General features: G+C 72.9%; 28 protein-coding genes and 1 pseudogene. 15 read left to right on the forward strand and 14 right to left on the reverse strand.

Translation table 11 applies throughout. The features are described 5' to 3' along the window. Window positions 1-23 precede the first annotated feature (23 nt). Complete coding sequence (locus tag ACPXCS_RS34125) at window positions 24-893, reverse strand: helix-turn-helix transcriptional regulator (protein WP_425951389.1); 870 nt, start codon at window positions 891-893, stop codon at window positions 24-26. Window positions 894-1,007: 114 nt separating this feature from the next. On the opposite strand from ACPXCS_RS34125, the gene ACPXCS_RS34130 reads away from it, so the two are divergent. Together ACPXCS_RS34130 and ACPXCS_RS34135 are read left to right on the forward strand one after the other, a co-directional pair. Then, window positions 1,008-1,706: an SDR family NAD(P)-dependent oxidoreductase gene (locus tag ACPXCS_RS34130; RefSeq protein WP_425951390.1), complete on the forward strand. Its 699-nt coding sequence runs from the start codon at window positions 1,008-1,010 to the stop codon at window positions 1,704-1,706. 188 nt (window positions 1,707-1,894) lie between these two features. After that, window positions 1,895-2,272 (forward strand): annotated as a pseudogene (locus ACPXCS_RS34135) (ClpP family protease); the annotation flags it as partial. A 22-nt stretch (window positions 2,273-2,294) separates the two neighbouring features. Here ACPXCS_RS34135 and ACPXCS_RS34140 read toward each other — a convergent pair. After that, the gene (locus ACPXCS_RS34140; RefSeq protein ID WP_425951391.1) at window positions 2,295-2,726 is read right to left on the reverse strand and encodes a helix-turn-helix domain-containing protein; all 432 of its coding nucleotides are present in this window, start codon (window positions 2,724-2,726) and stop codon (window positions 2,295-2,297) included. Window positions 2,727-2,872: 146 nt separating this feature from the next. Between ACPXCS_RS34140 and ACPXCS_RS34145 the strand changes: the two genes are divergently transcribed. Further along, a complete protein-coding gene (locus ACPXCS_RS34145; RefSeq protein WP_425951392.1) occupies window positions 2,873-3,760 on the forward strand; it encodes an RNA polymerase sigma factor SigF in 888 nt (295 codons plus the stop codon). A 246-nt stretch (window positions 3,761-4,006) separates the two neighbouring features. On the opposite strand, the gene ACPXCS_RS34150 is transcribed toward ACPXCS_RS34145, so the two are convergent. Continuing rightward, window positions 4,007-4,462 (reverse strand): ATP-binding protein, encoded by a 456-nt coding sequence (locus tag ACPXCS_RS34150; RefSeq protein WP_425951393.1) that lies wholly within the window; start codon window positions 4,460-4,462, stop codon window positions 4,007-4,009. 186 nt (window positions 4,463-4,648) lie between these two features. Between ACPXCS_RS34150 and ACPXCS_RS34155 the strand changes: the two genes are divergently transcribed. The 3 genes from ACPXCS_RS34155 to ACPXCS_RS34165 are packed head-to-tail and all read left to right on the forward strand — an operon-like array spanning window position 4,649 to window position 5,780. Continuing rightward, window positions 4,649-4,789, forward strand: a complete 141-nt coding sequence (locus ACPXCS_RS34155; protein WP_425951394.1) for a hypothetical protein — start codon at window positions 4,649-4,651, stop codon at window positions 4,787-4,789. Beyond that, entirely contained in the window at window positions 4,786-5,367 is a 582-nt protein-coding gene (locus ACPXCS_RS34160; RefSeq protein ID WP_425951395.1) for a PRC-barrel domain-containing protein, read from the forward strand. Before ACPXCS_RS34155 ends, ACPXCS_RS34160 begins: the two co-directional genes overlap by 4 nt. Window positions 5,368-5,369: 2 nt before the next feature. Further along, the gene (locus tag ACPXCS_RS34165) at window positions 5,370-5,780 is read left to right on the forward strand and encodes a PRC-barrel domain-containing protein (RefSeq protein ID WP_425951418.1); all 411 of its coding nucleotides are present in this window, start codon (window positions 5,370-5,372) and stop codon (window positions 5,778-5,780) included. A 17-nt stretch (window positions 5,781-5,797) separates the two neighbouring features. On the opposite strand, the gene ACPXCS_RS34170 is transcribed toward ACPXCS_RS34165, so the two are convergent. Further along, window positions 5,798-7,018: a DUF6777 domain-containing protein gene (locus ACPXCS_RS34170; RefSeq protein ID WP_425951396.1), complete on the reverse strand. Its 1,221-nt coding sequence runs from the start codon at window positions 7,016-7,018 to the stop codon at window positions 5,798-5,800. Window positions 7,019-7,197: 179 nt separating this feature from the next. Here ACPXCS_RS34170 and ACPXCS_RS34175 point away from each other — a divergent pair, with 179 nt between their 5' ends. Further along, entirely contained in the window at window positions 7,198-8,517 is a 1,320-nt protein-coding gene (locus ACPXCS_RS34175; protein WP_425951397.1) for a streptophobe family protein, read from the forward strand. Here the strand turns inward: ACPXCS_RS34175 and ACPXCS_RS34180 are convergent. From ACPXCS_RS34180 to ACPXCS_RS34195, 4 genes are read right to left on the reverse strand one after another with little or no spacing between them, the layout of a single operon-like run. Continuing rightward, on the reverse strand, window positions 8,514-9,506 hold the full coding sequence (locus ACPXCS_RS34180) for a serine/threonine-protein kinase (protein WP_425951398.1): 993 nt from the start codon (window positions 9,504-9,506) through the stop codon (window positions 8,514-8,516). The genes ACPXCS_RS34175 and ACPXCS_RS34180 overlap by 4 nt on opposite strands. Next, entirely contained in the window at window positions 9,503-10,729 is a 1,227-nt protein-coding gene (locus ACPXCS_RS34185; protein WP_425951399.1) for a hypothetical protein, read from the reverse strand. The genes ACPXCS_RS34180 and ACPXCS_RS34185 overlap by 4 nt, the downstream gene beginning before the upstream one ends. A gap of 10 nt (window positions 10,730-10,739) precedes the next feature. Further along, complete coding sequence (locus ACPXCS_RS34190; protein WP_425951400.1) at window positions 10,740-13,073, reverse strand: FHA domain-containing protein; 2,334 nt, start codon at window positions 13,071-13,073, stop codon at window positions 10,740-10,742. A gap of 59 nt (window positions 13,074-13,132) precedes the next feature. Further along, a complete protein-coding gene (locus ACPXCS_RS34195) occupies window positions 13,133-13,543 on the reverse strand; it encodes a hypothetical protein (RefSeq protein ID WP_425951401.1) in 411 nt (136 codons plus the stop codon). 374 nt (window positions 13,544-13,917) lie between these two features. Here ACPXCS_RS34195 and ACPXCS_RS34200 point away from each other — a divergent pair, with 374 nt between their 5' ends. Continuing rightward, complete coding sequence (locus tag ACPXCS_RS34200; RefSeq protein ID WP_425951402.1) at window positions 13,918-14,205, forward strand: DUF1905 domain-containing protein; 288 nt, start codon at window positions 13,918-13,920, stop codon at window positions 14,203-14,205. Window positions 14,206-14,297: 92 nt separating this feature from the next. Here the strand turns inward: ACPXCS_RS34200 and mgrA are convergent, their stop codons facing one another. After that, window positions 14,298-15,290: an L-glyceraldehyde 3-phosphate reductase gene (gene mgrA / locus ACPXCS_RS34205; RefSeq protein WP_425951403.1), complete on the reverse strand. Its 993-nt coding sequence runs from the start codon at window positions 15,288-15,290 to the stop codon at window positions 14,298-14,300. Window positions 15,291-15,408: 118 nt separating this feature from the next. Between mgrA and ACPXCS_RS34210 the strand changes: the two genes are divergently transcribed. Continuing rightward, window positions 15,409-16,293, forward strand: a complete 885-nt coding sequence (locus ACPXCS_RS34210; RefSeq protein WP_425951404.1) for a LysR substrate-binding domain-containing protein — start codon at window positions 15,409-15,411, stop codon at window positions 16,291-16,293. A gap of 41 nt (window positions 16,294-16,334) precedes the next feature. Next, window positions 16,335-16,850, forward strand: a complete 516-nt coding sequence (locus ACPXCS_RS34215) for a mycothiol transferase (protein WP_425951405.1) — start codon at window positions 16,335-16,337, stop codon at window positions 16,848-16,850. Here ACPXCS_RS34215 and ACPXCS_RS34220 read toward each other — a convergent pair. Further along, window positions 16,832-17,911 (reverse strand): adenosine deaminase, encoded by a 1,080-nt coding sequence (locus ACPXCS_RS34220; protein WP_425951406.1) that lies wholly within the window; start codon window positions 17,909-17,911, stop codon window positions 16,832-16,834. The genes ACPXCS_RS34215 and ACPXCS_RS34220 overlap by 19 nt on opposite strands. Before the next feature lie 65 nt (window positions 17,912-17,976). Further along, on the reverse strand, window positions 17,977-18,369 hold the full coding sequence (locus ACPXCS_RS34225; protein WP_425951407.1) for a VOC family protein: 393 nt from the start codon (window positions 18,367-18,369) through the stop codon (window positions 17,977-17,979). 349 nt (window positions 18,370-18,718) lie between these two features. Between ACPXCS_RS34225 and ACPXCS_RS34230 the strand changes: the two genes are divergently transcribed. Genes ACPXCS_RS34230 through ACPXCS_RS34240 form a run of 3 tightly spaced genes read left to right on the forward strand, consistent with a single transcriptional unit; the run spans window position 18,719 to window position 21,863 of the window. Beyond that, the gene (locus tag ACPXCS_RS34230; protein WP_425951419.1) at window positions 18,719-20,383 is read left to right on the forward strand and encodes a PP2C family protein-serine/threonine phosphatase; all 1,665 of its coding nucleotides are present in this window, start codon (window positions 18,719-18,721) and stop codon (window positions 20,381-20,383) included. An 11-nt stretch (window positions 20,384-20,394) separates the two neighbouring features. Then, a complete protein-coding gene (locus tag ACPXCS_RS34235) occupies window positions 20,395-21,468 on the forward strand; it encodes a cobalamin B12-binding domain-containing protein (protein ID WP_425951408.1) in 1,074 nt (357 codons plus the stop codon). Continuing rightward, window positions 21,465-21,863: an STAS domain-containing protein gene (locus ACPXCS_RS34240; protein ID WP_425951409.1), complete on the forward strand. Its 399-nt coding sequence runs from the start codon at window positions 21,465-21,467 to the stop codon at window positions 21,861-21,863. Before ACPXCS_RS34235 ends, ACPXCS_RS34240 begins: the two co-directional genes overlap by 4 nt. 46 nt (window positions 21,864-21,909) lie before the next feature. Here the strand turns inward: ACPXCS_RS34240 and ACPXCS_RS34245 are convergent, their stop codons facing one another. Then, on the reverse strand, window positions 21,910-23,271 hold the full coding sequence (locus ACPXCS_RS34245) for a phospholipase (protein ID WP_425951420.1): 1,362 nt from the start codon (window positions 23,269-23,271) through the stop codon (window positions 21,910-21,912). A 71-nt stretch (window positions 23,272-23,342) separates the two neighbouring features. Beyond that, complete coding sequence (locus ACPXCS_RS34250; protein ID WP_425951410.1) at window positions 23,343-24,233, reverse strand: glycoside hydrolase family 19 protein; 891 nt, start codon at window positions 24,231-24,233, stop codon at window positions 23,343-23,345. Between the two features lie 306 nt (window positions 24,234-24,539). Here ACPXCS_RS34250 and ACPXCS_RS34255 point away from each other — a divergent pair, with 306 nt between their 5' ends. Continuing rightward, window positions 24,540-25,589 carry an acyl-CoA dehydrogenase family protein gene (locus ACPXCS_RS34255; protein WP_425951411.1) on the forward strand — a complete coding sequence of 350 codons (1,050 nt, stop codon included), beginning with the start codon at window positions 24,540-24,542 and terminating at the stop codon, window positions 25,587-25,589. 54 nt (window positions 25,590-25,643) lie between these two features. Here the strand turns inward: ACPXCS_RS34255 and ACPXCS_RS34260 are convergent, their stop codons facing one another. Next, complete coding sequence (locus tag ACPXCS_RS34260) at window positions 25,644-25,823, reverse strand: hypothetical protein (RefSeq protein WP_365094045.1); 180 nt, start codon at window positions 25,821-25,823, stop codon at window positions 25,644-25,646. Window positions 25,824-26,047: 224 nt separating this feature from the next. Here ACPXCS_RS34260 and ACPXCS_RS34265 point away from each other — a divergent pair, with 224 nt between their 5' ends. Next, window positions 26,048-26,488: an SPW repeat protein gene (locus ACPXCS_RS34265; RefSeq protein ID WP_425951412.1), complete on the forward strand. Its 441-nt coding sequence runs from the start codon at window positions 26,048-26,050 to the stop codon at window positions 26,486-26,488. Window positions 26,489-26,561 lie beyond the last annotated feature (73 nt).

A 26,561-nucleotide genomic window follows, 5' to 3' on the forward strand; every position in this document is an offset into this window, starting at 1 on the left:
CGGTGGCCGGGGCCGGTGACGGATCAGTTGCCGAGTGTGCTGACCGGATGGCCGGCGACGATGGCGAGTCGCAGCTTGGTCTCGTCCTCGGTGCCGGGGGCTGCGGTCATGATGACGATCTTCAGGTCGGAGTCGCCGTCGGTCAGGACGTCGCAGTCCACCGTGACCGAGCCAACCGACGGGTGGTCGATTCTCTTGTGGTCCTCGCGATGTGCGGCCACCTGTCCGGTCGCCCACAGCTCGGCGAACCTCTCGTTGCCCGCCTTCAATCCACGGATCAGTGCGGCCAGGCGCTGGTCCTTCGGGTAGCGGCCGGTGGCGCGGCGCAGGTCGGAGACCACAGCGGCGTCGGTGGTGTCACGGTCCGTCTCGGTGACCGGCCACATCGCGAGGCGAGCGGGACCCTCGTCAACGGGGAATCTGTCGCGGGCGAAGTTGCGCAGTTGCGGCGGCGCGGTGGACGGGTCGCCCAGCAGGGCGGCCCATCCGCGGTTCCACCACACCAGTTGCCAGTCCGCCGCGAACACGGCGACCGCCACATCACCGAGGCGGGCGAGGACCCGCTGCACGCCGGGCGGCAGATGGTCGGAGATCACGCCGTCCGCCGGCGGCACGAGCTGGGCCAACCGGTACAGGTGGTCGCGCTCTGCGGTTGACAGCATGAGGGCGCGGGCCAGGGACGCCACCACCGATGCCGAGGGTGTGGTGGCCCGCCCCTGCTCCAAGCGCACGATGTAGTCGACCGAGACCCCGGCCAGATCGGCCAGTTCCTCGCGCCGCAGACCGGCCGCCCGGCGGCCGTGGGCCACCGGCAGTCCGGCGGCCGACGGGGGCAGCCGGTTGCGCCACGTGCGGATCATCGGCCCCAGTCCGGTTGCGGGTGTCGTCGCCATGCAGTCCATCCTTGCCCATGCCCGGCCCCTCGCACGTGCGCCAGGGTGGTACTGGCCCTCCTACCGTCGAAGCGTCCCTGGCCCGCCTGCTCGCCCGCAGCCACGATGGAACGCATGACGATCACCTTCATCACCGGAGCCAACAAGGGTCTCGGCCGAGAGACCGCCCGCCGCCTGATCGAGCACGGCCACACCGTGCTCGTCGGAGCCCGCAACCGTGAACAGGGCGAGGAGGCCGCCGCAGCGCTCGGCGCGCGCTACGTCCCCATCGACGTAACCGACGACGAGTCCGTGACCGCCGCGGCCGCGAACGTCGCCGAACACGAGGGCAGGATCGACGTTCTGATCAACAACGCCGGGATATCCGGCCCGCTAGGCGATCCCAGCGACCTCACCGCCGCCGACGCCCTGGCCGTCCTCGACGTCAACGTCATCGGCGTCGTCCGCACCACCACCGCCTTCCTGCCGCTGCTGCGCCGCTCGGCGGATCCCGTCATCGTCAACGTCAGCAGCGGCATGGGCCACCTCGCTTTCACCCACGACCCCGACCGGCCCGAGTCGCACGTCGTCGCGCCGCTGTACACGGCCTCGAAGGCGGCCCTGACGATGCTGACCACGCAGTACGCCAAGGGACTGAAGGGCATCCGCGTCAACGCAGCCGACCCCGGCTACACCGCGACCGACTTCAACGGCCACAGCGGCTTCCAGACCGTCACCGAGGGCACGGACGCGATCGTCGAACTTGCCACCGAAGGACCCAGCGCCGGCACCGGACGCTTCATCTCCCGCCACGGTGAGATCACCTGGTCCTGACGCCCGCCCGGCTCGAGACCGGAGACCGTAACCTGCCACGGCCGGAGTCACGGTTGTCGCACGGGCGGCTGAACGGCTCAACGCCAGCTTCAGGGCGGCGATGCCCGCGTTGCAGCAGGCCCAGGCATGGACGCGGGACACCAGCCGAAGAAATCGGGTTCTCCGCGGAGTACGTACTGCCACGTAAACTGATGGCGATCTACGACACCATGTCGTTCGTGCGGGCGCCCATCTCGACGTGCTGCGTCGGGCAGGCGGCCTCCACCGCGGCCGTGCTGCTGGCCGGCGGTGACCCCGGGCGGCGCTTCGTGCTGGAGCACGCGCGCGTGCTGCTCGGCCAGCCGGCCACCGGCGGGCAGCGCGGCATGGTCTCCGACCTATCCCTGCACGCCAAGGAGATGGTGCGGATCCGCTCCCAGGTGGAGGAGGTGCTCGCCCGGCACACCCACCACGACGTGGCGACCCTGCGGGCCGACATGGACCGCGACAAGGTGTTCACCGCGCAGGAGGCGGTGGCCTACGGGCTGGCCGACGAGGTGCTGAGCCGGCGCCCGCAGACGGTCTGAGGCGCCGGCCCGCCGAACCGGCTCAGGCGACCAGGCACAGTCCGTCGTGCGACGAGGGGGACGCCCCGCGGCGGCGGCTGCCCGCGTACCGCGAGGTGACGCGCAGCAGTTCGCCCCGGGCCCGGGACAGCAGGTCGCCGAGGCCCAGTCCGAGGGCGTGGGCCGCGGCCGCGAGGACCTCCGAGGAGGCCTCTTTGCGGCCGCGCTCCACTTCCGACAGGTACGGCATGGAGATCCGCGCCGCGTCGGCGACGTCCTTGAGCGTGCGCTCCTGCGCGAGGCGTTCCCGGCGCAGAACGTCCCCCACCAGGTCCCGCCACAGGGGCTCCTTCGCGGCGGGGGCGGGCGGCGGCCCCGGGCGCGGCGGGGCCGCGGCGGGCCGCTCGCCGCGGGGCCGGGCGCCGTGCGGACGCAGGGGGATGACGCGGGCTTCGTTCGGCACGTGATCGGTCACCGCTCCAGCCTAGGAAGCCCGGCGGCCAGGGGAAGGGCCCCGCGTTGCGCCCTCGGTGAATTCGGGGGGCATGGTGCGCGTTCTTCCGGGTACCCGCAACCCGGGAGTACCTATGCGAATGTCCGCCGTGACTGTCGGGAGAGGTAATGGAGACCGCCGTGATCCGGTCGAAGGCGCAGGTCGTCGAAGAGAACACCGAGGCCAGCACGGGTGACGGAGCACTGCCGGGAGTCGTGGACCCGCGGTCCGTGGCCCCGCGGGACGCCAGGGCGCTGTCCCGCCAGTTCTTCCAGCGCCTGACGGAGCTCGAAGAAGGCACGCACGAGTACCAGTACGCGCGCAACACCCTCATCGAGATGAACATGTCGCTCGTACGGTTCGCGGCCGGGCGGTTCCGGGGCCGCGGCGACGACATGGAGGACATCGTCCAGACCGGCATGATCGGCCTGATCAAGGCGATCGACCGGTTCGAGCTCTCGCGCGAGGTCGAGTTCACCTCCTTCGCGCTGCCGTACATCGTCGGCGAGATCAAGCGGTTCTTCCGGGACACCACCTGGGCGGTGCACGTGCCGCGGCGGCTGCAGGAGCTGCGCGTGGAACTCGCCAAGGCCCGCGAGGAGCTCGCCAGCCGGCTGGACCGCGAGCCGACGGTCGCCGAGCTGGCCACGCTGATGAACATCTCCGAGAGCGAGGTCGTCGAGGGGCAGATCGCGGCGAACGGGTACAACTCGTCGTCGCTGGACGCCGCGCTCACGGGCGACGGGCCCGAGGGCGGCGAGGCCGTCCTGGCCGACTTCATCGGTGTCGAGGAGGACGGGCTGCGGCTGGTGGAGGACTTCCACTCGCTGGCCCCGCTCATGGCCGAGCTCAGCGAACGCGACCGGCAGATCATCCACATGCGGTTCGTGGAGGAGGCCACGCAGGCGGAGATCGGCGAGCGGCTCGGCTGCTCCCAGATGCACGTCTCCCGCCTCATCAAGCGGATCATCACCCGGCTGCGGCAGGGCATGCTGGGCGAGCTCGGCTGCGCCTGACGCCGACGGCGGACCGGAGGACGACGGACCAGCGGGTGCCGTCCCACATGCGGGAGTGGGACGGCACCCGCTTTCTGCGCTTCCGGTCGCCCGGGATCCTGCGCTTCTGATCGTCTGATCGTCCGGGATCGCTCGCGGCCGGAGCGGACTCCCCCGCGACGGCGTGCGCGCCCGCAGCCGTGACGGCATGCGGGCGGAGCGCGGACGAGACCGGTTCTCTGCGGGCGGATCCGGGACGCGGCCGGTTCACTCGGCGGACAGCGGCAGCACGGCGCGTACCCGCTTGCCCACCGGCACCCGCTCCACGCTGACCTGCTCCGCGAGCGCGTGGACGATCTCCAGGCCGTGCCGGCCGATGCGCTCGGGGTTGCGCGGGAAGATGCGGGGCAGGGCGGAGCTGCTGTCGTACACCGAGACGGTCACCGCCGTGTCGGTGCCGACGAGCTCCAGGATGTACGGCCCGTTGCTGTGCCGGTCGGCGTTGGTGACCAGCTCGCTCACCACGAGCAGCACGGCACCGTCGACGCGCTCGTCGACCCGCGCGCACCACTCGGTCCTGAGCTGTTCGAGGAAGAGCGCCGCGAACGACCGCGCCTCGGCGATGCATCCCTGCTCGCCGGAGTAGTGCGCCGCCCGCCTCAGCGGTTCCACGGGCACGTCGAAACCAGTCGGTATCACTGCCCCGTCCACGTGGTCGATCATACTTTTCTCTCTGGGATGCCGGACTGGCCGGATGCTCTGCACCAGTGCTCGTACCCCGAGTCGCGCTGCGCAGTCCTGGCAGTCTCGGCCCGTCGGACCCCCGGGGCATTGTCCCCCGGCCGCGGGGCACACGGTAGGACATCGGGGCCGGCCGACGGCGGCCGGGCGGATCACCGGAGGTGCGCGGTGGCCTGGTGGGTATGGCTGGTCATAGTGGTCGCGGCGCTCGCCGCGCTCGTCGTCGGGACACTCGCCGTGCAGGCCGGGCGGCGGTCCGGGACGGTGATCGCGGTACGGCGCAGGCCCGGCGGGAAGGGGCTGCGATGAACGAGCTGATGGCGGCGCGGAGCCTGACGACCCTGCCGGTGGTCACCCTCGGCGGGGAGGCCGTCGCCCAGATCAAGGACACCGTCTTCGACGCCGCCGCCGGGCGGGTCACCGGTTTCACGCTCAGCGGCCGCGGGTTGCTGTCGGGCCCGCTCAAGCAGAGCCTGCCCTGGCCGGCGGTGCACTCGCTGGGCCGGGACGCCGTCATGGTCCGCGACGCCCGGGCCCTTCAGGACACGTCCGCCGTGGTGGCGCGCCGCGAGGCCCAGCAGGGCCGGGTGCTGCACGCCAGGGTGCTGACCGACGAGGGCGCCGAGGTCGGCACGGTGCTCGACGTGATCGTCGAGGGCGGCACCTCCGGCCGGGTCGTGGGCTTCCGCATCGCCGCGGCCAGGACGCTGGTGAAGGGCTCCAGACGGCGGCGGCACCGGGTGTACGTGCCACGCGGCGAGACGCTCGCCGTCTCCGGCCGGGCCCTGGTCGTCCCCGCCGACGCCGTCCGCCACGTCGCCGACGACCTGACCGAGTTCGCGGCCCGGGTCGGCGCCTTCCGGGACGAGCACGGGGGGACGCCATGACGATGCTGTTCTCCGAGACGCGAGGGCTGCCGGTACTGACGCTGGACGACGCGCAGGAACTCGGCACCGTGCGGTCGCTGACGGTCGACACCGTGTCCGGTGTGGTCACCCACGTCCGGGTACGGGGCCGGCACCGCAGGGAGACCGTGCTGCCCTGGGGCGCCCTGCACGCCCTCGGCCCCGACGCCGTGCTGGTGCGCTCGACCGCGGCACCGGCCGAGGTGCCGCCCCACCACGAGCTGCCGGGGCTGCGGATCCTCGCCGAGACGGGCGACCATCTGGGCACGGTCCAGGACGTCGCGTTCGAACCCGGCACCGGCCGTCTGGAGGCGGTCCTCACCGCCCAGGGCGACCTGCCGCCCGACCGCCTGCTCGGCCTCGGCGCCTACGCCCTGGTCGTACGGGCCGGCTGAGGCAGACCCCGCAGGGCTCAGGACGCCGGGGGCTGGTCCGTCGTGCCGCTGTCGGTGCCGCTGTCGGTGCCGGGGCCGGGGCCGGTGTCGCTGCCGTCCCCGGTGCCGCTCCCGGTGCCGCTGCCCGTGTCACTGCCCGGGTCACTGCCGGGTGGCGGCGTGGACTCGGACGAGGGCGGCTCGCTCGGCGGCTCCTGCGAGGTCTCCGCGTCCGTCTCCGACGACGGCGGCTCGGTCGTCGGCGGCCCCGTCGAGGTCGAGTCGGTCGGCGCCGTCGGCGTGGTGACGCTCACCGAGGGGGACGGCTTGTCCGGCTTCTCGGTCTTGCGGTCCTTCTTGCCGGTGTCGCCCTGGTGCCGCTCGAACCACTCGCCGTCGGGCTCGCACATCACGAAGACGTCGACCGGCTCCGGAGCGGGCGTGACCACGACCACGTTGGCGTTGTCGTAACCCGGCCACTCCTCGCCAGTCGTCTTCGGCGCGGTCTGCTGGGCGACCGGCGGGGTGAGCGGGTTGCCGCAGGCGCAGCGCACCCGGGGCACACCGCGGTCGTCGACGAGGACGGCCGTGCCGGTCTGCAGGACGGCCTGGTAACTGGTGGCGGCACCGTCCTTGTAGCCGTGGTTGGTGACGCGGGTGTCCATGCGCAGCTGCACGGGCGTGAGCGAGCGCAGGTACGCGGGGACGTCCGGGGTGTCGACACGGGCGACCGAGGCGAAGGCCCGCTGCTTGTCCGGGGCCCCCTCGAAGTACGTGATCTGCTTCTCGATGTCACAGCTGGCCACGTTGCGGGTGCCGCCGTACAGGCCGGGTGCGCCGCCCTGCACGCCCTGCACGGTGTTGCGCGGGGCCAGCTCGGTGGGCGAGGGCGAGACCGGCGAGGCGGAGCTCTCCTCGGCCGTCGACTCGGTGAACGGGTCGGGCCCGGTGTCGGCGGCGGGCTGCAGGAAGATCTCGCCCTGGGACGTGCTGGTGCCGCCGTCGGACGCGCCGGTACCGCCGCCGTCCGGCCGGGACAGCACCACGGCGAGGATCACGGCGGCCACGACCGCGGTGGCGACGATCGCGACCCGGGGCACCGACCCCCACCAGGGGCGGCGGGGCTCCGGTCCCTCGCCGCCCCCGCCGCCGGTCGGCTCGGAGGGCGGGCCGCCTCCGGGCGGCGGCTGGGAGGGGCCCGACAGAGGGCCGGAGGGAGGTCCTGTGGGGCGGCCGGACGACGGCGGTTCGACGCTCACGAGCTCTTCTTCCCGCGTGGGTTCTCTGCGGCCTGCACACACTCGGGGTGAGACATCCCGGTTCATGCCGCTTTTTCCACTACGTTTCATTGTGTGCTCCGGCCCCATGGGCCCCGCAAGCCGACGCGGACGGACCCGCCCGGCGGGCGCCCGGGGCGGGTGCTGCTTAGCGTGGCAGCGTGAGTTCGCGCACCCCTTCCGGCCAGGCCCGTACGTCCGGCGAGCGGGCCGTCGCCCGCCACGGCTGGGCGCACGCCCTCCTCACGGTGGCCGGTGCGCTGCTCGCCATGGCGGTGGTGTCCGCCCTCGGCCTGTGGGCGGCCGGGGCCGCGGATCTTCCCGACGGCGCGTTCGCACCCGTGGTCGCGGCGACCGTGGTCACCGCCGTCGGCGGCACCGTCCGACTCTCCGGGAACGCCGGCGACCTCGCCGGCACACAGGCCGACCTGACGGTGATCCCGCTGTCCGTCACGCTCACCGGGGCGCTGATCATCGCCTGGGGCTTCCTGCGGCCGCTGCGGCACCGCGCGGTCGCGGGCGCGGCCGAACTGGCCGGCTGGGCCGCCCGTGTCGCCGCCCTCTGGCTGCTCGCGCTGATCGGCGTGACCCTCGCCGCGCGCCACACCTTCGACATCTCCCTGGGCGACGACGCGCTGGGCGAACTCGGCGACCTGTTCGGCGCCTCGCCCCGGATCGGCTTCACCACCGACGTGCCGCTGTCGGTGTTCGTCGGGGTGGTGTGGCTGGCCGGCGTGCTGGTGCTCGCTCTGCTGGTGTCGCGCGGGGCGCCGCTGCCGGGCGGGCTGCTGCGCTTCCAGGCGTCCGTGCGGCCGGCCGCGTACGCGATGGTCGCGCTGCTGCTCGCGTACGTCGCGATCGGGGTGGTGATCGCCCTGATCGTCGCGGTGACCCGGGGGCACGCGGCGGAGACCTTCGCGGTGATCCTGCTGGGGCTGCCCAACCTGGTGTGGCCGGCGCTGACGATCGGCATGGGCGCCACCTGGAACGGCAGGGTCGAGGGCCCGTTCGGGCTGCCGATGCCGCATGTGCTGGACGAGGTGCTGCGCACCCCGGACGTCTCCGAACTGAACCTCCGGACGCTCGCGGAGTACGACGGCCGGGTGTGGTGGCTGCTCGTCGCCGCCGCGGTGCTGCTGCCGGCCGCCGCGTTCGTGATGGCGGCCCGGTCGCCCGCGCGGGTGCGGGCCTGGCAGCACGCCGTGCACATGGCGGTGGCGCTGGCGCTGACGGTCTTCATGATCTGCCTCGTCGGCCGCGTCTCCGCGCACTACGGGCTGTCCGTGCTCGGCATCGGCGACCTGGGCGGCGGCCTCGGGGGCGACCTGTTCCTGCGGCCCCGGTTGTGGGGGGCGGTCGGGCTGGCCGTGCCGTGGGGGCTGGTGACCGGGTTCGTGGGGGCGCTGCTGGCGCGGCACGTCCGGCGGCGGGGCCAGGTGCGCCCGGACGGCCGGACGGCCGGGCCCGGCACCGGGGACTAGCCGCGCCGCACGAAGACCGGTTCGGCCCAGCGCGGGGGCTGCCTGGCCGGTTCCGGCCCACCCCGCGCCCGCCCCTCCAGGCCCACGGGCGGCGGTACGGTTCCCGCCTCGCCGCCGGTCGTCGCTGCCCGCAGCGCGGCGACGAAGGCCAGGCAGGACGGGTACCGGTCGTCGGGACTCTTGGCGAGGGCCCGGGCGAAGACCGGGTCGGCCTGCGGGGCGATGCCGGGCCGGGCCTCGGTCAGCGGGGGCGGCTGGTCGTACTGGTGCGCCCACAGCAGGGCCATGTCGTCGTCGCGGAGGAAGGGCGGATGCCCGGCCAGGACCTCGTAGACGACGCAGGCGAAGCCGTAGACGTCGCAGCGGGCGTCGACCGGTTTGCCCGAGATCTGCTCGGGGGCGACGTAGTCGAGGGTGCCGACGAACTGGCCGACCGTGGTGAAGCCGGTCAGCGACAGCGACTTCTTCGTCAGGCCGAAGTCGGTGAGGTAGACGTGCTCGGGGTGGTCGCTGTCGGTGCCGCGGGCGACCAGGATGTTGCCGGGTTTGACGTCCCGGTGCACCAGGCCGTGGTCATGGGCCGCGTCGAGCGCGGAGGCGACCTGCGCGGCGACGCGGACGGCGGTGGCGGGCGGCAGCGGGCCCTCCCGGTCGAGGAGGTGCCGCAGGTCGCTGCCGGGGACGTACCGCATGGCGATGTACAGCACGCCGTCCGTCTCGCCGGCCTCGAAGACGGGCACGATGTGCGGGTGGTCGATGGCGGCCGCCGCCCGGGACTCGTGGGTGAAGCGCCGCCGGAAGGTGTCGTTGCGGGCGAGTTCCGGGGCGAGGAGCTTCAGGGCGACGGTGCGTTCCAGACGCAGGTCGCGGGCCCGGTAGACGACGGCCATGCCGCCGCGCCCGATCTCCTGCTCGATGCGGTAGCCGGCGATCTGCCGCCCGACCAGCTCGGACGGCCGCCCCGAGAACAGGCTCGTCTCCCGGGTCAACGGCCGTCACCCTCGGGCGTGACGATACGCGTGGGTTCCCGCCCCACGCCCCGCGCGGCCGTCGCCCCACCGGCACGCTCCGCTTCCTCGGCCGCCTCCATCTCCTCGGCGGACACGACGCGGGTGGGCTCGGGGAGCGCGGCGCCGGCAGGGGACGCGTGAGCATCGGGCGACACGACCCGCGTCGGCTCAGGAGCCGACGGAACCTCCCCGGGCGACACGACCCGCGTCGGCGGCGGGGCCGCCGGCCCCTCGGCGGACACCACACGCGTCGGATCGTGGCCCCCGGAAGCCTCGGGTGGCACCACCCCGCTCGGCCCGGCAGCCGGAAGGCCCTCCCCGGGCGACACCACCCGCGTCGGCTCAGCACCCGCGGGCCTCTCACTCGGCACCGTCCGGGGCGGCTCAGGAGCCGACGGAACCTCGCCGGGCGACACCACCCGCGTCGGCGGCGGGGCCGCCGGCCCCTCGGCGGACACCACACGCGTCGGATCGTGGCCCCCGGGGGCCTCGGGTGGCACCACCCGGGTCGGATCGTGGCCCTGCGGGGCCTCGGGTGTCACCCCGCGCGCCGGGTCGGGGGCCGCCGGGGGGCCGTCCGGTACCACCCGGGTCGGTGGTGCGTCCGGTGGCCGGGACGGCTGTTCGGCGCGGGACGGCGCCGCGGGGTCGTCCGGGGGGACCACCCGGGTGGGTGGACGCGCCGGTGGGGTCCCGGCCTGGCGGTGCCCCGGGTCACTGCGGGGTGTCTCGTCCGTCGCGTACGGCGTGAGCCGTGTGCCGTCGGCGTACACCCAGTGCCCGTGCGCGGCGTCGTAGAGCCACATGGACTCGCCGTCGATGACGACGCCGATCCGCAGTCCCCGGGTACGGGTGCGGAAGGTCTCGCCGTCGAGCCCGTGCGCGAGGTCCTCGACCGCGGACCGGTAGCGCGACAGGGCCTCCTCCGCGCGGGCCAGCAGCGGACGCGGATCGGCGGTGCGGGTGAGGGGTCCGTCGGTGGTGGGCGGATCCTGCGGCACGGCGACCAGCCGGCGCCCGTCGACCCAGGCCGACCAGCCGTTGAAGCACAGCACGTGCCCCCAGTCGCCCTGCCGTTCCAGGAGCTGCACCGGCAGCAGCGGGTCGAGGTCGGCGGTGGGCCGTGCCGTGTCGGGAGCCTCCCAGGCCGGCATCCCGTGCTGCGGGACGACGTGCGTGGGCCGGAAGCCGGGGGTCGTCATGGGCCGGCCCTCACTGCTTCCGCATCACGGCCGGTTCGTGCCGGCGCAGCAGCCTGGACACCAGGAAGCCGAAGAGCACCGACAGCACGACCAGCATGCCGACGTCGATCAGCCAGGTGCCCGCCGAGTGCTCGAAGAGCGGGTCGTCGGTCAGGTCGTCCGGCACGATCCGGGACAGACCGACCGTGCCCGCCATCGCGGCCAGTGCCCACCGCGCCGGCACCAGCCAGCCCAGTTGCTCGAGCCCGGGCACGCCGTCCAGTTTCAGCAGGGCACCGCAGAAGACGACCTGGACGATGGCGATGAGCACGAGCAGCGGCATCGTCACCTCCTCCTTGCGCACCAGCGCGGAGACGAGCAGGCCGAGCATCATCGCGGTGAAGGCGAGCAGGGCGACGGCGACGGTGATCTCCACCAGGGGCGGCATCAGCACGCCCTCGCCGCCCGGTGCGTTGAGGTCCACGCCGAGCAGCGCGACCAGGGTCAGCACCACCGCCTGCAGCACGGTGACGACGCCCAGGACGACGACCTTGGACATCAGGTACGCCGATCTGGACAGGCCCACCGCCCGCTCACGCTGGTAGATCACCCGTTCCTTGACGAGTTCGCGCACGGCGTTGGCCGCGCCGGTGAGCACCGCGCCGACGCACAGGATGAGCAGCGCGTTCATCGCCGTGTCGGAGGTGAGTTTGCCGCCCGCGAGGGCGCGGGCCATCACGCCCATGACGAACGGCAGGGCGATCATGATGATCAGGAAGGTGCGGTCGGCGCTCAGCGCGGATCCGTACCGGCGTACCAGCGTGCCGAGTTGCGCGGAACGGCTGCGGGGCCGGGGCGGCGGGGTGATGACGACGGGCTCGGAACGGGGCTGCGTGGGCTGGGCGGTGGCGTCGGCGACGTAGCGGCGGTGGAAGGCGGAGGCGAGGTAGTCCCCGGCCCAGTCCCGCTCGGTGTCGCGTTCGAAGGCCTCGAAGGCCTCCGGCCACTGCTCGAAGCCGAAGTACGGCAGGGCGTCCTCGGGCGGCCCGTAGTAGGCGATCTTCCCGCCGGGCGCGAGGACGAGGAGCCGGTCGCACACGTCCAGGCTGAGCACGCTGTGGGTGACGACGATGACGGTGCGGCCGTCGTCGGCGAGGCCGCGCAGCATGTGCATCACCGAGCGGTCCATGCCGGGATCGAGGCCGGAGGTCGGCTCGTCGAGGAAGAGCAGGGACGGTTTGGTCAGCAACTCCAGGGCCACGCTGACGCGCTTGCGCTGGCCGCCGGAGAGGCTGTGCACGGGCTGGTCGGCGCGCTGCTCCAGGCCCAGCTCGCGGATCACCTCGTCGACCCGGGCACGTCGTTCGGCCTTGGCCGTGTCCTGCGGGAAGCGCAGTTCGGCCGCGTAGGTAAGGGCCTTCCGGACGGTCAGCTGGGCGTGCAGGATGTCGTCCTGCGGGACGAGGCCGATGCGCTGGCGCAGCTCGGCGTAGTCGCGGTACAGGTCGCGGCCGTCGTAGAGGACGGTGCCGTGGCCGGCGGGCCGCTGGCCGGTGAGGGCGTTGAGGAGCGTGGACTTGCCCGCGCCGCTCGGACCGACCACGGCGAGCAGGCACTTCTCCCCCACCGGGAACGACACGTGGTCCAGCAGCGTCCTGCGGCCGCGGTCGACGGAGACGGCGAGGTCCTGCACGTCCAGGGAGACCTCTCCGGTGTCGACGTACTCCTGGAGTTCGTCGCCGACGAGGCAGAACGCCGAGTGGCCGATGCCGACGATGTCGCCCTGGCCGACCGGGGCGGTGGTGACCGGACTGCCGTTGAGGTAGGTGCCGTTGTGGCTGCCGAGGTCGGTGATCTCGTACGTGCCGTCGGGCAGGGCGCGCAGTTCGGCGTGACGGCGGGAGACCACGAGGTCGTCGATGACGAGGTCGTTGTCGCTCGCGCGGCCGATGCGGATGGTGCGCGAGGGCAGCGGCCGTACGGTCGTGGGGGCCCGGTAGGTGCCGGTCAGGGCGGGCATGGAGACGGCGGAGGGGCGTTCGGGGGCCGGTGCGGCGCGGCCCGTGATCACCACGCGCGGTCCGTCGGCGGGGCTGCCGAAGCGGATGACGCTGCCGGGCCCGACGTCCCGGGCGTGCACGCGGTGGCCGTCGGCGTAGGTGCCGTTGGTGCTGTTCTCGTCCTCCAGGGTCCAGTGGCCGTCCTCCGGCCGCAGCACCGCGTGGTGCCAGGACACCCGGTCGTCGTCGAGGACGATGTCGCTCGACGGGTCGCGTCCCACGTGGTAGTCGCGGCCCGGGATCATCACGGTGGAACCCGTCTCCGTCTCCAGGACGAGCTGCGGTGCTACCGATGGCTGCGCCATGGTCAAGATTCTACCGATATGGGCTTATATGCGCCTCGGCAGGCGGAGCGGGCGGCAGGTCAGGCCACCGGCACGCCCAGCAGGCGGGCGGTGCGCTGCATCCGCAGGGCGTCCACGGACTCGGCGAGCAGTTCGTACTCGGTCGTCTCGTCGCTGGTGGCGATGCGCACCAGCCGTCCGGCCGCCAGTTCCTCGGCGACGCGCTCCTGCTGGGCGGGGTCGGCGCACCAGGCGCGCAGCAGCATGGGCACGTCGGGCACGGTGTCGGCGACCGGCACGAGCGCGCCCGGCGGTAAGTGCTCGGCGTCGGGCTGGGGATCGAGGCGCTGGGCGATCCAGGAGGCGCGGTCGCGCAGCCACCACAGCGCGAGGGCGAGGGTGGGCGCGCGGTAGGTACCGAGGGGCACTCCGATGCGGCGGCCGTCGCAGACTCCGTACGCCGTGACGTGGCACAGGAACTCGTCGTGCACGTGTACCTCCCCCGCTGCTCCGCCCGCCTGCCCGGTCCCGCTCTTCCCGTAGCTCGCGTGCTGTGCGTGAGGGCGCCGTCGCTGGATGTGAAAACGCTCTCGCAGGTCAGTATGTTCACTACTGAAACAGTGTCACCATGACTTTCCGGCCACTCTCCTGGCATATTCACCGCCCGAGTTGGCCGAAATCCGCCGGACGTTCCGCCGCGGGTCCCCCGCGCGTGGGGAACCGGGCCCTGACCAGCGAAGTCGGCACCCGCGGGCGGGCCGGACGCGAGTGTGCCGGACGGGCGGGACGGGCCGGCCCCGATGAGTTCCGCGGTCTGCGGCGGTCTGGGTGGGAAAGAGACCGCCGAGCACCCGAGGACGACACCATGAACACAGCCGGAGCACTGGAGGCGGAGTTCACCGCCGTCCTGCGCAAGAGCCCCGCCGAGGGCGGCTGGACCTATCTGGTCTGGCCCGAGTCCGTCGCCTTCTTCGGCACCCGCGGTCTGGTCAAGGTCCGCGGGACGATCGACGGGCACCCGTTCCGCAGCTCGTTCATGGCCCTGGGCGACGGCACGCACAAGCTGCCGGTGAAGGCCGAGGTGCGCCGGGCCATCGGCAAGGAGGAGGGCGACTCGGTGACCGTGCGCCTGGAGGAGCGGCTCGGCTCCTGAGGCTCGGCTCCTGAGGCTCGGCCTCCGAGGCTCCTGACGCTCGGCTCCGGAAGCCGGGCCCGGGGGCATCCGCCCCCGGGCGGCGGGATCCGCTACTGCCTGACGATCGCGTCGATGCGGGCGAGCTCGTCCGCGTCGAAGTCGAGGTGGGCGATCGCGCCGACGCTGTCCTCGACCTGCTGCGGGCTGCTCGCGCCGACCAACGCCGAGGTGACCCGGCCACCGCGCAGCACCCAGGCCAGCGCCATCTGGGCCAGGGTCTGGCCGCGCTCCTTGGCGATGTCGTTCAGGTCGCGCAGCCGGCCCACCAGCTCCTCGGTGACGGCGTCGGACTGCAGGAACGGGCTGTCGCTCGCGGCCCGGGAACCCTCGGGGATGCCGTCGAGGTAGCGGGCGGAGAGCAGCCCCTGCTCCAGCGGGGAGAAGACGATGGAGCCGACCTGGAGCTCGTCGAGGGCGTCCAGCAGGCCCTCGTCCTCGGGGCGGCGGTCCAGCATCGAGTAGCGCGGCTGGTGGATGAGGAGCGGTGTGCCGAGCTCGCCCAGGATGCGGGCGGCCTCGCGGGTCTGTTCGGCGGAGTAGTTCGAGACGCCGACGTAGAGCGCCTTGCCCTGCTGCACCGCCGAGTGCAGCGCGCCCATCGTCTCCTCCAGCGGAGTGTCCGGGTCGGGGCGGTGGGAGTAGAAGATGTCGACGTAGTCCAGGCCCATCCGGCTCAGGCTCTGGTCCAGCGAGGACAGCAGGTACTTGCGCGAGCCCCACTCGCCGTACGGTCCGGGCCACATCAGGTAGCCGGCCTTGGTGGAGATGACCAGCTCGTCGCGGTACGGCGCGAAGTCCGACTTCAGGAACCCGCCGAAGGCGGACTCGGCGGCGCCGGGCGGCGGGCCGTAGTTGTTGGCGAGGTCGAAGTGCGTGACGCCCAGGTCGAAGGCGCGGCGCAGGATGGCCCGCTGGGTCTCCACGGGCCGGTCCGGGCCGAAGTTGTGCCACAGGCCGAGCGAGAGCGCGGGGAGCTTCAGGCCGCTGCGTCCGGTGCGCCGGTAGGGCATGTCCGCGTAGCGGTCGGGGTGTGCGGTGTACAACGCGACTCCAGAGGGGTTGGCTCGGTCGGAGGGGAAACCGGTGTCCACTCTGGCGTGACCTGCTGCCATGCGTCCAACAGAAGAATCCGATGGGATTCAGCGGCTACGCTTCTCAGTCATGGAACTGCGCCACCTGCAGCATTTCGTCGCGGTCGCCGAGGACCAGCACTTCACCCGGGCGGCCGAACGCCTGCTGGTCTCCCAGTCGGGTCTGTCGGCCTCCATCCGGGCGCTGGAGCGGGAGCTGCAGACCCCGCTGTTCGTGCGCACGACCCGCCGGGTGACGCTGACCCCGGCCGGGCGGGCGCTGCTGGACGAGGCGCAGCGGATCCTGGCGCAGGTGCGGGCGGCGCACGAGGCCGTGGCGGCGGTGCAGGGCGTGCTGCGCGGGATGCTCACGCTCGGCAGCGAGCAGTGCATCGCCGGGGTGAACCTGGCGGGGCTCCTCGCGGCGTTCCGGCACCGCCATCCGGATGTGGAGATCTGCCTGCGGCAGGCCGGTTCCGGTGCCCTGGCGGAGGACGTGGGGGCGGGGCGGCTCGACCTGGCCTTCGCCGTGCGCACGCAGGAGGACGACGACCGGCTGCGGTCGGTGCCGCTGAGCAGCGAGTCGATGACGCTGCTGTGCCACCGCAGCCACCCGCTCGCCGCCGCGGGCGCGGCCGTCACGCCCGAGGAGCTGGGCGGGGAGGTGTTCGTCGACTTCCACCCGGACTGGGGACCGCGGCGCACCACCGACACGGTGTTCGCGGCGGCCGGCGTACGCCGGACCGTGGCACTGGAGGTGAACGACGTGCACACGCTGCTCGACCTGGTCGACGAGAACCTGGGCGTGGCGGTCGTGCCGCGGCACTTCGCGCACAAGCGGGCCTCCCTCACGGCGCTGCCCGTGAAGGGCACCGGCGAGGCGGTGTACGAGACGGTGGCCCTGCTGCCGCCCCGGCAGGCGACCAGCCCGGCGGCCCGGGCGCTGATGGCGCTGCTGGAGACCACGGGCGGCTAGAACCGGACGCGGCGCGGGCGGGGATGCGCGATGGTGGAGGCATGCATGCGAAGGACATCCTCATCGACGGCTACAACCGCATCCGGGAAGAAGTCCACGCCACCGTCGAGGGCCTCGGGCCCGACGAACTGACCGCCCGCCCCTCCCCCGACTCCAACTCCGTCGCCTGGCTGGTCTGGCACCTCACCCGCGTCCAGGACGACCACATCGCCGACGCCTTCGGCCTCGACCAGGTGTGGCTGTCGAAGGACTGGGAGAAACGCTTCGGGCTGGAACTGCCCCGGCGCGACACGGGCTACGGCCACAGTCCCGCCAAGGTCGCCAAGGTCAGGGTCGACTCGGGCGAGCTGCTGACCGGCTACTACGACGCCGTGCACGAGCAGAGCCTCCGGGCCCTGGGCGGCCTCGCGGCCGAGGACCTGGAGCGCGTCGTCGACGAGCGCTGGGACCCGCCGGTCACCCTCGGCGTGCGGCTGGTCAGCGTCCTGTCCGACGATCTGCAGCACGTCGGACAGGCCGCCTACCTCAAGGGCCTGCTTCAGAGCGCGGCGGCGTAGCCGGGCAGGACCACGTCGCGGATGAGCGCGTTCCGCTCGTCGAACGGGAGGAACGCGCTCTTGAGGGCGTTCACGGTCACCGTGCGCAGGTCCTCCACGGTCCAGCCCGCCTCCTCGACCAGCAGCGCCATCTCGCGGGTCATCGTCGTGCCCGACACCAGCCGGTTGTCGGTGTTGACGGTGACGCGGAAGCCGAGGTCCTTCAGCGCGGTGATCGGGTGCTCGGCGATCGAGGTCGCGGCACCCGTCTGGAGGTTGGACGTCGGGCACATCTCCAGCGCGACGCGCCGGTCGCGCACCCAGCCGGCGAGGCGGCCGAGCTTGCCCGCCGCGAGGTCGGGGATGTCGTCGGTGATCCGCACGCCGTGGCCGATGCGCTGGGCGCCGCAGACCTGGAGGGCCTGGTGGATGCTGGGCAGTCCGTGGGCCTCACCGGCGTGGATGGTGAAGGGCACGTTCTCGCGGCGCAGGTGCTCGAAGGCCGCGAGGTGGTCGGCGGGCGGGAAGCCGTCCTCGGCGCCGGCGATGTCGAAGCCGACGACGCCCGCGTCCCGGAACGCCACGGCCAGGTCCGCCGCCTCGCGCACCCGGTCGAACATCCGCATGCCGCACAGCAGGGTGCCGACCCGCACCGGCGTGCCCGCGGCGGCCGCCTTGGCCATGCCCGAGGCGAGGCCCTCCTGGACGGTCTCCACGACCTCGGCCATGGTCAGCCCGCCCCGGGTGTTCAGCTCCGGCGCGTAGCGCACCTCGCCGTAGACGACACCGTCGGCGGCCAGGTCCAGGACGTACTCCTCCGCCGTGCGCAGCAGCCCCTCCCGGTTCTGCATGACGGCGAGGGTGTGCTCGAAGGTGGCGATGTAGCGCACCAGGTCACCGGAGTTGGCGGCCTCGTAGTACCAGGCGGCCAGCTCGTCGGGGTCGGTGGTGGGCAGCGTGTGGCCGACCGCGTCCGCGAGCTCCACGACGGTGGCGGGGCGCAGGCCGCCGTCGAGGTGGTCGTGCAGGACGGCCTTCGGGAGGCGGCGGATCACATCGGCTTCTACGCGCGTAGCAGTCATGGCGGGTCTTTCCTCGGGCAGCGGTTCTCAGAGAAACGGGAGCGGGCGATTCGGCGGGAGCGGGGTCAGCCGGCGGGCTGGAGCAGGTCCCAGCGGTTGCCGTACAGGTCCTGGAAGACGGCTACGGTGCCGTACGGCTCGTGCCGCGGCTCCTCCAGGAAGGTCACGCCGGCGGCGGTCATGCGGGCGTGATCGCGGGCGAAGTCGTCGGTGTGCAGGAAGAACCCGACCCGGCCGCCGGTCTGGTCCCCGACGCGGGCGGACTGGGCCTCGCCGTCGGCACGGGCGAGCACCAGCCCCGGTCCCGCGCCCGCGGCGCCCGGTTCGACGACGACCCAGCGGGATCCGTTCGGCCGGGGCGCGTCCTCGGCCAGCCGGAAACCGAGAGCCTCGGTGTAGAAGCGGATCGCCTCGTCGTAGTCGTCGACGACGAGGGTGACCAGGGCGATACGTCGCATCGGGGACCTCTCGGAGCTCGGGGTTAGCCGGAGAGGTTATACGTAAAACCCACGAGACGCCAACCGTGCGGGCACAGTCTGTTTCTGCCGGTATGCACAGAACACGTCGGCCGGCCGGCCGACCGGTGACGGGCGGACGCCCCGTCGTGACGGGTCATCAGATCCGCACCGGCGCACCCCCTTGGCGGGCCCGGCCGCGACGCCGGGGAGAATGTGACGAAAATCCGGTGCATATATGGGGCTTTCCTGGGTGGGTTGCGCCTTAGCCATGGATGCGGGACGGTTGCCGCCTGCACCGGTTTCCCATGACAGGAAGGTGGTGGGGTGCGCGGGACGCGTGCCCCCGCTTGTGACCGCTTCCCCCAGTTCATCCGCCCGCTCACGCAGTGCCGACACCAGGGTCGGCAGCGTGTGGGGTGCCGCCCCCTGCCCTGTGCTGGTCGTCGACCGGCACGGCACCCTGGTGCAGTTGAACGACGCCGCCCGGCTCCTGCTGCCCGACGCGGCGAGCGGCGACCGGTTGCACGAGACGGCGCCCTCCTGGCTTTCGGAGGCGCACCGGAGCATCGCGGGCGACTCCCGCGGCCCCGGGATCCCTCCGCTGAGCGGCGCCATCAACGACCGGGTCGTCCTGGCGCACCCCACGGCGGCCGCGGACGGGGACGTGGTGTGGTGGCTGGTCGACGACACCGAGCGCCGCATGGCCGAGGAGGCCGTGCGCAGCGCCCAGGCCCGCTCGCGGATCCTGGCCGAGGTCTCCTCCACGCTGCTGTCGACGCTGAACGTGCCCCGCTGCATGGAGGTCGCCGCGTCCATGGCAGCCCAGCACCTCTCGGAGGCCGCGGTCCTCGTCGCTCCGGCGCAGGGCCGCCGCCACCCCCTGACCTACGCCCCGCGGGGCGGGCCCGTGGTGCAGGTCACCCGGCAGATCGACACGCACAGCGTGCCGGGCCTGCCCGAGGCCCTGCAGGGCTTCCCGCCGGTGCCGGCCCGCTGGATCGACCCGTCGGTCCTCCCCGCATGGGCGATCCCCGACGGCTTCACCGGCCCGGTCGGCTCGGTCATCGTCACCCCCCTGCCGGGACACGGCGTGCCCGCGGGCGCCCTCATCCTGCTGCGCTCCAGCACCGAGCAGGCGTTCACCGAGGGCGAGGAGGTCTTCGCCCGGCTGTTCGCCGCCCGGGCCGGGGCCGCGCTCTCGGCGGCCCGCCTGTACACCGAGCAGGCCACCCTCACCGCCACCCTGATGCACGAGCTGCTGCCGCCCTCCCTGCAGCGGGTGCACGGCGTGCAGTACGCCGGCGGCTACCGGGCGGCCAAGGACCACGAGCGGGTCGGCGGCGACTTCTACGACGTCCACCCCGGCTCGGACCCCTCCCGGGAGACCCTGGTGGTCCTGGGTGACGTGGCCGGCAAGGGACTGGACGCGGCCGTGCTCACCGGCAAGATCCGCAACACCCTGCACGCCCTGCTCCCCCTGGCCGAGGACCACCAGCGGGTGCTCGACCTGCTCAACGGAGCGCTGCTCAACTCCCGGCACACCCGCTTCGCCACCCTGGTCCTGGCCTCGGTGCGCCGCCGCGCGGGCCGGGCGCAGCTGCGGCTGACCAGTGCCGGCCATCTGCCGCCGCTGGTCGTCCGGGCCGACGGCCGGGTGAAGGAGGTGCCCTCCCGCGGCACCCTGATCGGCGCCCTGCCGACCGTGACCGCGAGCACCGTGGAGATCGTCCTGGAGCAGGGGGACACCTGTCTGCTCTACACCGACGGCATCACCGAGGCGCGGGGCGGCCCACTCGGGGACGAGCTGTTCGGCGAGGAGCGGCTGAGGAGGGTGCTGGCCGAGTGCGGAGGGCTGCCCGCCGAGGCCGTGGTGGAGCGGGTGCAGATGGTGGCCGCCCAGTGGCTCGGGACGGGCCGGCACGACGACATGGCCGTCGTCGCGATCAGCGCCCCCCGGTCGGGCGGGCTGTCGGTCGTCGACGGGCGGCGGGGCAACGGCCGGAAGGACGGGTGAAGGACCCCGCGATGTCAGTGGCACTGCAGAACCGTTTGTGGCACGCCGTGGCCGACGGCGACGAGTACGCCGCCGTGGACGTCCTGTCGAAGGCCCTGTCCGAAGGGCTCGACGAGGAGGCGCTGCTCCTGGACGTGATCGCGCCCGTGCAGGAGCGGGTCGGCGCCGAGTGGGCCGCCGATCGCCTCACCGTGGCCCAGGAGCACGCCGCCACGGCCATCAACGAACGCGCCGTCGCCGCCCTCGCGCACCGCGCCCCGGACGGTGCGAGACGTTCCGTCGTGCGGGGCCGGGTGACGGTCGCCTGCATCGACGGCGAATGGCACGCCTTCCCGGCCCGGCTCGTCGCCGAGACGCTGCGGCTGCGCGGCTGGCAGGTCGACTACCTCGGGGCCCAGACGCCCACCCAGCACCTGATCGCGCATCTGCACGGCACCAATCCGGACGTGGTGCTGCTGTCCAGCTCGATCCCGACCCATCTGCCCGCGGCCCACAGTGCCATCACCGCGTGCCAGGCCATCGGCACCCCCGTCATGGCGGGCGGCCGCGCCTTCGGCCCGGACGGGCGCCACGCGCGCGCACTGGGCGCCGACCGGTGGGCCGCCGACGCCCGGCGGGCCGCCGCGGCGCTGGAGGAGGGGATCGCCCGGCCCGCACCGGCGGCGCTCCGCCAGGCCGTGGACGATCTTCCGCACCTGGCCGACCAGGAGTACACGATGGTCGTCCAGACCCGCGTCCAGCTGGTCAGACAGACCCTGGCCGACCTCAGGGACCGTTTCCCCGCGATGCGGTCCTACACGGACCGGCAGCTCGAACGCACGGCGGAGGACCTCGCCCACATCGTGGAGTTCCTCGCGACCGCCCTCTACGTCGACGACACCGAGCTGTTCACCTCGTTCCTGACCTGGACGGCCGACATCCTCGAAGCCCGGCACGTGCCCGCCCGGTCCCTGATCGCCGGTCTGGACATCCTGGCCGGCCGGCTACGCGACTTCCCCCGCGCCCTCGCCCTGGTCCGCGAGGGCATCACCGTCCTCGGCGAACGCCCCGCCCGCCCTGTCCCCGGCTCCGAGACTCCCGCATGACGAACCTGCAACCGCCCCAGTTCACCGTCACCGCCGACCGCGAACCGCCCACGCTGACCGTGCGGGTGGCCGGCGAGCTCGACTACGACACCAGCGGCGAGTTCGTCGACGCCGTCGTCCGGGAGCTGTCCGGGGCCACCGCCCTGCGGGACGTGCGCCTGGACTTCCGTGACCTGGTCTACATCGACTCCTCCGGTCTGTCGGCGCTGCTGATGATCCACCGTCACACCAGCGCCGCAGGCACGATTCTCCATCTGGATCACCGGCCGGAGTTCCTGGAGCGCATGCTGAAACTCACCAACGTCCTGGACCATCTGACCGCCTCCGCCTCCCTCGCGGTCCTGGTGGAGGCGGACGAGCGGGACGGCGACGTCTCGGAGGCCGGCGCGACCTGACCGGGCGACCGGCCTGCCGCGCGCCGCGCCGGCCTGCGCGGCCGTTCTACGGGTACGTGTACCTGTTGAGGGTCGCGACGGCGGAGGCGGGGTCGCCGCGGTCGTAGTGGTCGACGGCGAGGAAGGTGGGCTTCTTGCGGGCGGCGGGCTGGCAGAACCGCCGGGCCCGGTCGGCGAGTTTGGTGTTGTCCGTGCCGGCCGTGCCGGTGAGCGCGACGTCGCGGAAGTGGTTCATGACGAACAGCGGGCGGAAGCCGGGCTCGGTGCGGGTCAGCGGGATGTTCGTGCCGGCGTCGTACCAGCGGCTGTAGCAGGACCAGTCGGAGGATCCGAGGCCCGAGCCCATGGACCAGTGGTTCTCGACGGTCCACTCGCGCTGGTACATGACGCCGAAGCTGTCCCGGGTCAGGCCGGCGGCCTGGTCGGCGGAGCGGCTGTGGTCGGTGAAGATCAGCAGCCGGTCGTTCGCGGCGATCAGCTCGGCCATCGTGGGCCAGCCGTTCTGCCGGACGCCGGTGAGGTCGGGCCGGTACAGCACGTCCGCCAGGCCGCTCACACGGGCGAGTTCGGTGCGCAGGACGCCCGGGTCGACGTAGTCCTCCAGGAAGACCGTGACGAACTGGTCGGGGTGGGCCTTGAGGAAGTCGACCATGCGCTGGAGGTCGACCCACAGGGCGACGGGCCTGCTGACGAGGGTGCAGCTGTTGTGGCAGAGGATCGCGCCGTCCGGGGTCTGGTGGATGTCGAGCATGAAGCCGCGTACGCCGTCGGCGAGTTGGCGTTCGATGCCGCGGCTCTGGTTGGGCGCGAGGTTGACGAAGGGCGGGGCGAAGCCGCCGTCGGCGCCGTTGGCGTACGCGTTGTGGGTGGTGAGGAACGTGACCTGGTCCAGGGTGCGCCGGTCCTGCGGGGGCATGGGGGCGGTGACGGGGTCGACCGGGGTGAGGTACCAGGCGGCGAGGTCGCCCGCGCCGCCGAGGGCGAGCCGGGCGGGGTAGTTGGCGCCGGACGGCTTGGGCGCCACGGTGAGGTGGCGCGAGGTGCCCGGGACCTTCAGCGTGTAGCGGTCGGCGCCGGCCGCGGTGATCTCCCAGGGGGCGTCGGCGCCGGTGCAGGCGACGGTCGCGGCCTGGTCGCCGGCGCGGCCGAGACAGCTGCCGGGCGCGTCGGTGTTCTCCAGCAGGTACGCCGATCCGCTCGGCTTGAGCCGCCACTGTTGGCGGTCCTCGTTGCCGCGGGGTCTGTGCTGCTCGACCGCGCCGCCGCTGTCGGCCGCGTTGAGCCCGGTGGTGGCGCTCTGGACGTAGTAGGCGCCCGGGGCCGGACCGGCGGCGGCAGCGGGCTGGGGTGCCACGACCGCCGCGGCGAGCGCGGCGGTCGTGGCGAGCAGGGCGTGGGGGGTGCGCAGGCGCATGGGGATGCCCTCCGTCAGGTCAGGTGCATGACATCTCGCATGACACCACGCCCGGTGGTCCGGCGTCAGCAGTAGAGGTTGCCGCCGGGTGACACTCCGAGGATCTGCGTGAACCGCTGGTAGTTGTTCACGCGGCTCTGCACCTGCGCCGGGTTCTTGCCGTCGCACTCCAGGGAGCCGTTGATGCTGCGGATCGTCTGGCCGAATCCGGCGCCGTTCACCATGGCGTTGTGCGGGGTCATGCTGCCGGGCCCGCTCTGGGTGTTCCAGTACCACAGGGCCGTCTTCCAGGCGACGGCCGAGTCGTTCTGCACCAGCCAGGGGTTGTTCAGCAGATCGATGCCGAGCGCGTCGCCCGCGGCCTTGTAGTTGAAGTTCCAGCTCAGCTGGATCGGGCCGCGCCCGTAGTAGGCGGCCTGCCCGGCGGGACAGCCGTAGGGCTGGCTCCAGTCGCAGTAGTGCGGGTAGTTGGCGGTGTTCTGCTCCACCACGTGCACCAGACCGCCGGTCTCGTGGCTGACGTTGGCGAGGAAGGCGGCGGCCTCCTGCTTCTTCACCGTGTCGCTGCCGGTGTTGGCGAAGCCGGGGTAGGCACTCAGGGCCGCGGTGAGGCCGCTGTACGTGTAGAACGAGTTCCGGTTCGGGAACATCTGGTTGAACTGCGCCTCGGACACGACGAAGCGCGAGTCGGGCGTGCCCGGGCCGCTGTCGCAGGCGTAGGGCTCCCAGTACCAGGTGCTGATGATCGGGTCGTAGCCCGGGTTGGCGTGCTCGGCGATGTACGCCTTGCCGTCGGTGTAGCGGACGATGTCGCCGGCGTTGTACGACTTGCCCGCCACCCAGTTGGGATAGCTGGAGCACGAGGCGGCCACGGCGTTCGAGGCCGGCAGGAGCACCGGTGCGGTGCCCGCGAGGGCGAGTGCGGCCAGGACGGCGGAGACACGGCGTCTCGACACGGGATCAACTCCTTTGCACGACACGGCCGCTCCCGCGCGAGGGCAGGGCGGAGCGGGGCCCTCGCCGCACGCGCCGGTGAGCCGGTCACGGCGTTCGGGCGCGGCCGTGGTGGGGGGTGGTGGAGGCACACTCAACCGTATTGGTCTGTACCAGTCAAGGGTGTAGACCAGTCATCGTGGCGTGACTGCTTCGGCTCGTGGCGGCGGCGCAATCGCTTGCGCGGGCGGAGTGTTGCCCGGATCCGGCGGGCTCGGGGTGCGCCAGATGACGGTCAGGGGCGCCGCCCGAGCGCGAGAATTGCTCCCATGACCACCACAGCCCACCCCCTGGTGACGTCCGCACGGCGGCTGGCACGCGAACTGCTCGTCCCGCAGGCCGAGTGCGTCGACCAGGGGGAGGTGCCGGCCGGCCATGTCGAGGCGATCAAGCGGGCGGGGCTGCTCGGGGTGGGTGCCCCGCCGGAGTACGGCGGGGCCGGCGCGCCCGCCGCGGTGGCCCGCCGGACCGCGGAGATCCTGGCCGGGGCGTGCTGCTCGACCTGGCTCGTGCAGACACAGCACCACACGCCGGTGAAGCTGCTCGCCGGCCACGACTCACCCGTGCGGGAGAAGTTCCTGCGGCCGCTGGCCACCGGCGCGCTGATGGCCGGCATCGCGTTCGCCCATGTCCGCGCCTTTCCCCGGGTGCCCGTGCGGGCGGTGGCCGAGCGGGGCGGCTGGCGCTTCGACGGGCAGGTGCCCTGGTACACGGGCTGGGGCCTGAACGACGTGATGCTGCTGGCCGGAGTGACGGACGCGGACGACGTGGTGTTCGTCGTCGCCGACGCCCGGGAGCAGCCCGGGCTGACCCCGTCCGCGCCGATGCGGCTCGCCGCCCTCACCGCCGCCCGTACGGTCTCCCTGCGGCTGGACGGCCTGTGGGTGCCGGAGGAGTCCGAGGTGCTGCGCATGCCGCGGGAGGACTTCGCCCGGATCGACCTGCCGCGCGCCGCCAACGCGAGTCCGGCCGTGTTCGGTGTGACCGCCGCGGCGCTGGAGCTGGTGGCCGGGTCCCCGGAAGGCCGGGAGACGGCCACGGTGCTGCGGGAACGGCTCGGCGAGGTCCGGCGCGAGTCCTACGCGCTGGCCGATCACCCCGACCCGCACGAGTGCGTCCCGGAACGGCTGGCCGTGCGGACACGGGCGTACGACGTGATGCGCGCGGCCACGACGGCGGCCATCGTGGCCGGCGGCGGTCGCGCCATGGCCCTGGACAGCCGGGCGCAGCGGCTCGCGCGGGAGGGGCTGTTCCTGCTGGTGCAGGGCCAGACGGCCGGCGCCCGCCGGGCACATCTCGGCTCGCTGGCCTCCGGCTAGGCGGGCCGGCCTCCGGTCAGGCGGGCTGCCGGGGCGTCGCGGCAGCCGTTGCCCTCAGCCCTCGTCGTCCGCCGGGACGACCACGAGGAAGGCGTCCGACTCCAGGTCCATCACGACGGTGGCGGGTTCACCCTCGGCACGACGGCGCGCCGCGTACTCCTCGGCGGGCCAGGATCCGCGCGGCGACCCCGCAGGGAACCGCTCCAACACCTTCGCACTGATGGCCACAGTCACGTCCGCTGCCCTCCCCTGTCCTGCGCCGCCCACCCGGCGGCACGATCGGTCGCTGTCGTACACATCCGGTTGCCCCCGATCCGCCCGGACATGTACCCGCCGGTACGCCGTACCTCGTCGACCTCTACACATAAAGGGGAAATAAAGGCAAAATAAGGTCAAAGCGGCACTCGCCGCCCCTCTCACCGGACATGGTCGCCCGGCATGACGTAAGGAGACGAGTCATGGCCAACGTCTCGCCCACCAGAGGTGACATCACCGGCCATCCCGATGCTTCCGAAATGCGGGACCGGTACGCCCGTGTGCTCGGCGGCCGTGATGTGGCACTCGTGGACGGACCGGTGTTCCTGCTCGGTCTGTACTGCGCCGCCTCCCCGTGGATCGTCCACTACACGACCAGCCAGCCCCCGCTCGTGACCCACAACCTGATCATGGGCATCGCGATCGGCCTGCTGGCACTCGGGTTCACGCGCGCTCCGGAGCGGATGTACGGCCTGAGCTGGGCCATGTGCGCTCTCGGGGTGTGGATGATCGTCGCGCCGTGGATCGTCGGCGACAGCCCGGACGCCGGTGTCGTGTGGAACAACATCATCATCGGCGCCCTGGCCGTCGTTTTGGGCCTGGTGTGCGCCGGCACGGCGGCGAAGGCCAGGCCACGGCCCTAGGTGTATTGATCACGAGCGTTGTTAACGCTTGCCGGGCTTGATCATGGCGAAGACCTCCGATGTGGTGGAGCTG

The sequence above is a fragment of the Streptomyces sp. DT190 genome (assembly GCF_049846985.1).
GTDB lineage: Bacteria > Actinomycetota > Actinomycetes > Streptomycetales > Streptomycetaceae > Streptomyces.

What these genes read in the sequence shown, in the direction of transcription:
- ACPXCS_RS34200 (WP_425951402.1), top strand. Translation starts at nt 13,918, where the DNA reads ATGAACACAGCCGGAGCACTGGAGGCGGAGTTCACCGCCGTCCTGCGC.
- ACPXCS_RS34235 (WP_425951408.1), top strand. Translation starts at nt 20,395, where the DNA reads ATGTCAGTGGCACTGCAGAACCGTTTGTGGCACGCCGTGGCCGACGGC.
- ACPXCS_RS34150 (WP_425951393.1), bottom strand. Translation starts at nt 4,462, where the DNA reads ATGATCGACCACGTGGACGGGGCAGTGATACCGACTGGTTTCGACGTG.
- ACPXCS_RS34255 (WP_425951411.1), top strand. Translation starts at nt 24,540, where the DNA reads ATGACCACCACAGCCCACCCCCTGGTGACGTCCGCACGGCGGCTGGCA.
- ACPXCS_RS34130 (WP_425951390.1), top strand. Translation starts at nt 1,008, where the DNA reads ATGACGATCACCTTCATCACCGGAGCCAACAAGGGTCTCGGCCGAGAG.
- ACPXCS_RS34265 (WP_425951412.1), top strand. Translation starts at nt 26,048, where the DNA reads ATGGCCAACGTCTCGCCCACCAGAGGTGACATCACCGGCCATCCCGAT.
- ACPXCS_RS34220 (WP_425951406.1), bottom strand. Translation starts at nt 17,911, where the DNA reads ATGACTGCTACGCGCGTAGAAGCCGATGTGATCCGCCGCCTCCCGAAG.
- ACPXCS_RS34215 (WP_425951405.1), top strand. Translation starts at nt 16,335, where the DNA reads ATGCATGCGAAGGACATCCTCATCGACGGCTACAACCGCATCCGGGAA.
- ACPXCS_RS34190 (WP_425951400.1), bottom strand. Translation starts at nt 13,073, where the DNA reads ATGGCGCAGCCATCGGTAGCACCGCAGCTCGTCCTGGAGACGGAGACG.
- ACPXCS_RS34145 (WP_425951392.1), top strand. Translation starts at nt 2,873, where the DNA reads ATGGAGACCGCCGTGATCCGGTCGAAGGCGCAGGTCGTCGAAGAGAAC.
- ACPXCS_RS34160 (WP_425951395.1), top strand. Translation starts at nt 4,786, where the DNA reads ATGAACGAGCTGATGGCGGCGCGGAGCCTGACGACCCTGCCGGTGGTC.
- ACPXCS_RS34210 (WP_425951404.1), top strand. Translation starts at nt 15,409, where the DNA reads ATGGAACTGCGCCACCTGCAGCATTTCGTCGCGGTCGCCGAGGACCAG.
- ACPXCS_RS34185 (WP_425951399.1), bottom strand. Translation starts at nt 10,729, where the DNA reads ATGACGACCCCCGGCTTCCGGCCCACGCACGTCGTCCCGCAGCACGGG.
- ACPXCS_RS34165 (WP_425951418.1), top strand. Translation starts at nt 5,370, where the DNA reads ATGCTGTTCTCCGAGACGCGAGGGCTGCCGGTACTGACGCTGGACGAC.
- ACPXCS_RS34225 (WP_425951407.1), bottom strand. Translation starts at nt 18,369, where the DNA reads ATGCGACGTATCGCCCTGGTCACCCTCGTCGTCGACGACTACGACGAG.
- ACPXCS_RS34125 (WP_425951389.1), bottom strand. Translation starts at nt 893, where the DNA reads ATGGCGACGACACCCGCAACCGGACTGGGGCCGATGATCCGCACGTGG.
- ACPXCS_RS34240 (WP_425951409.1), top strand. Translation starts at nt 21,465, where the DNA reads ATGACGAACCTGCAACCGCCCCAGTTCACCGTCACCGCCGACCGCGAA.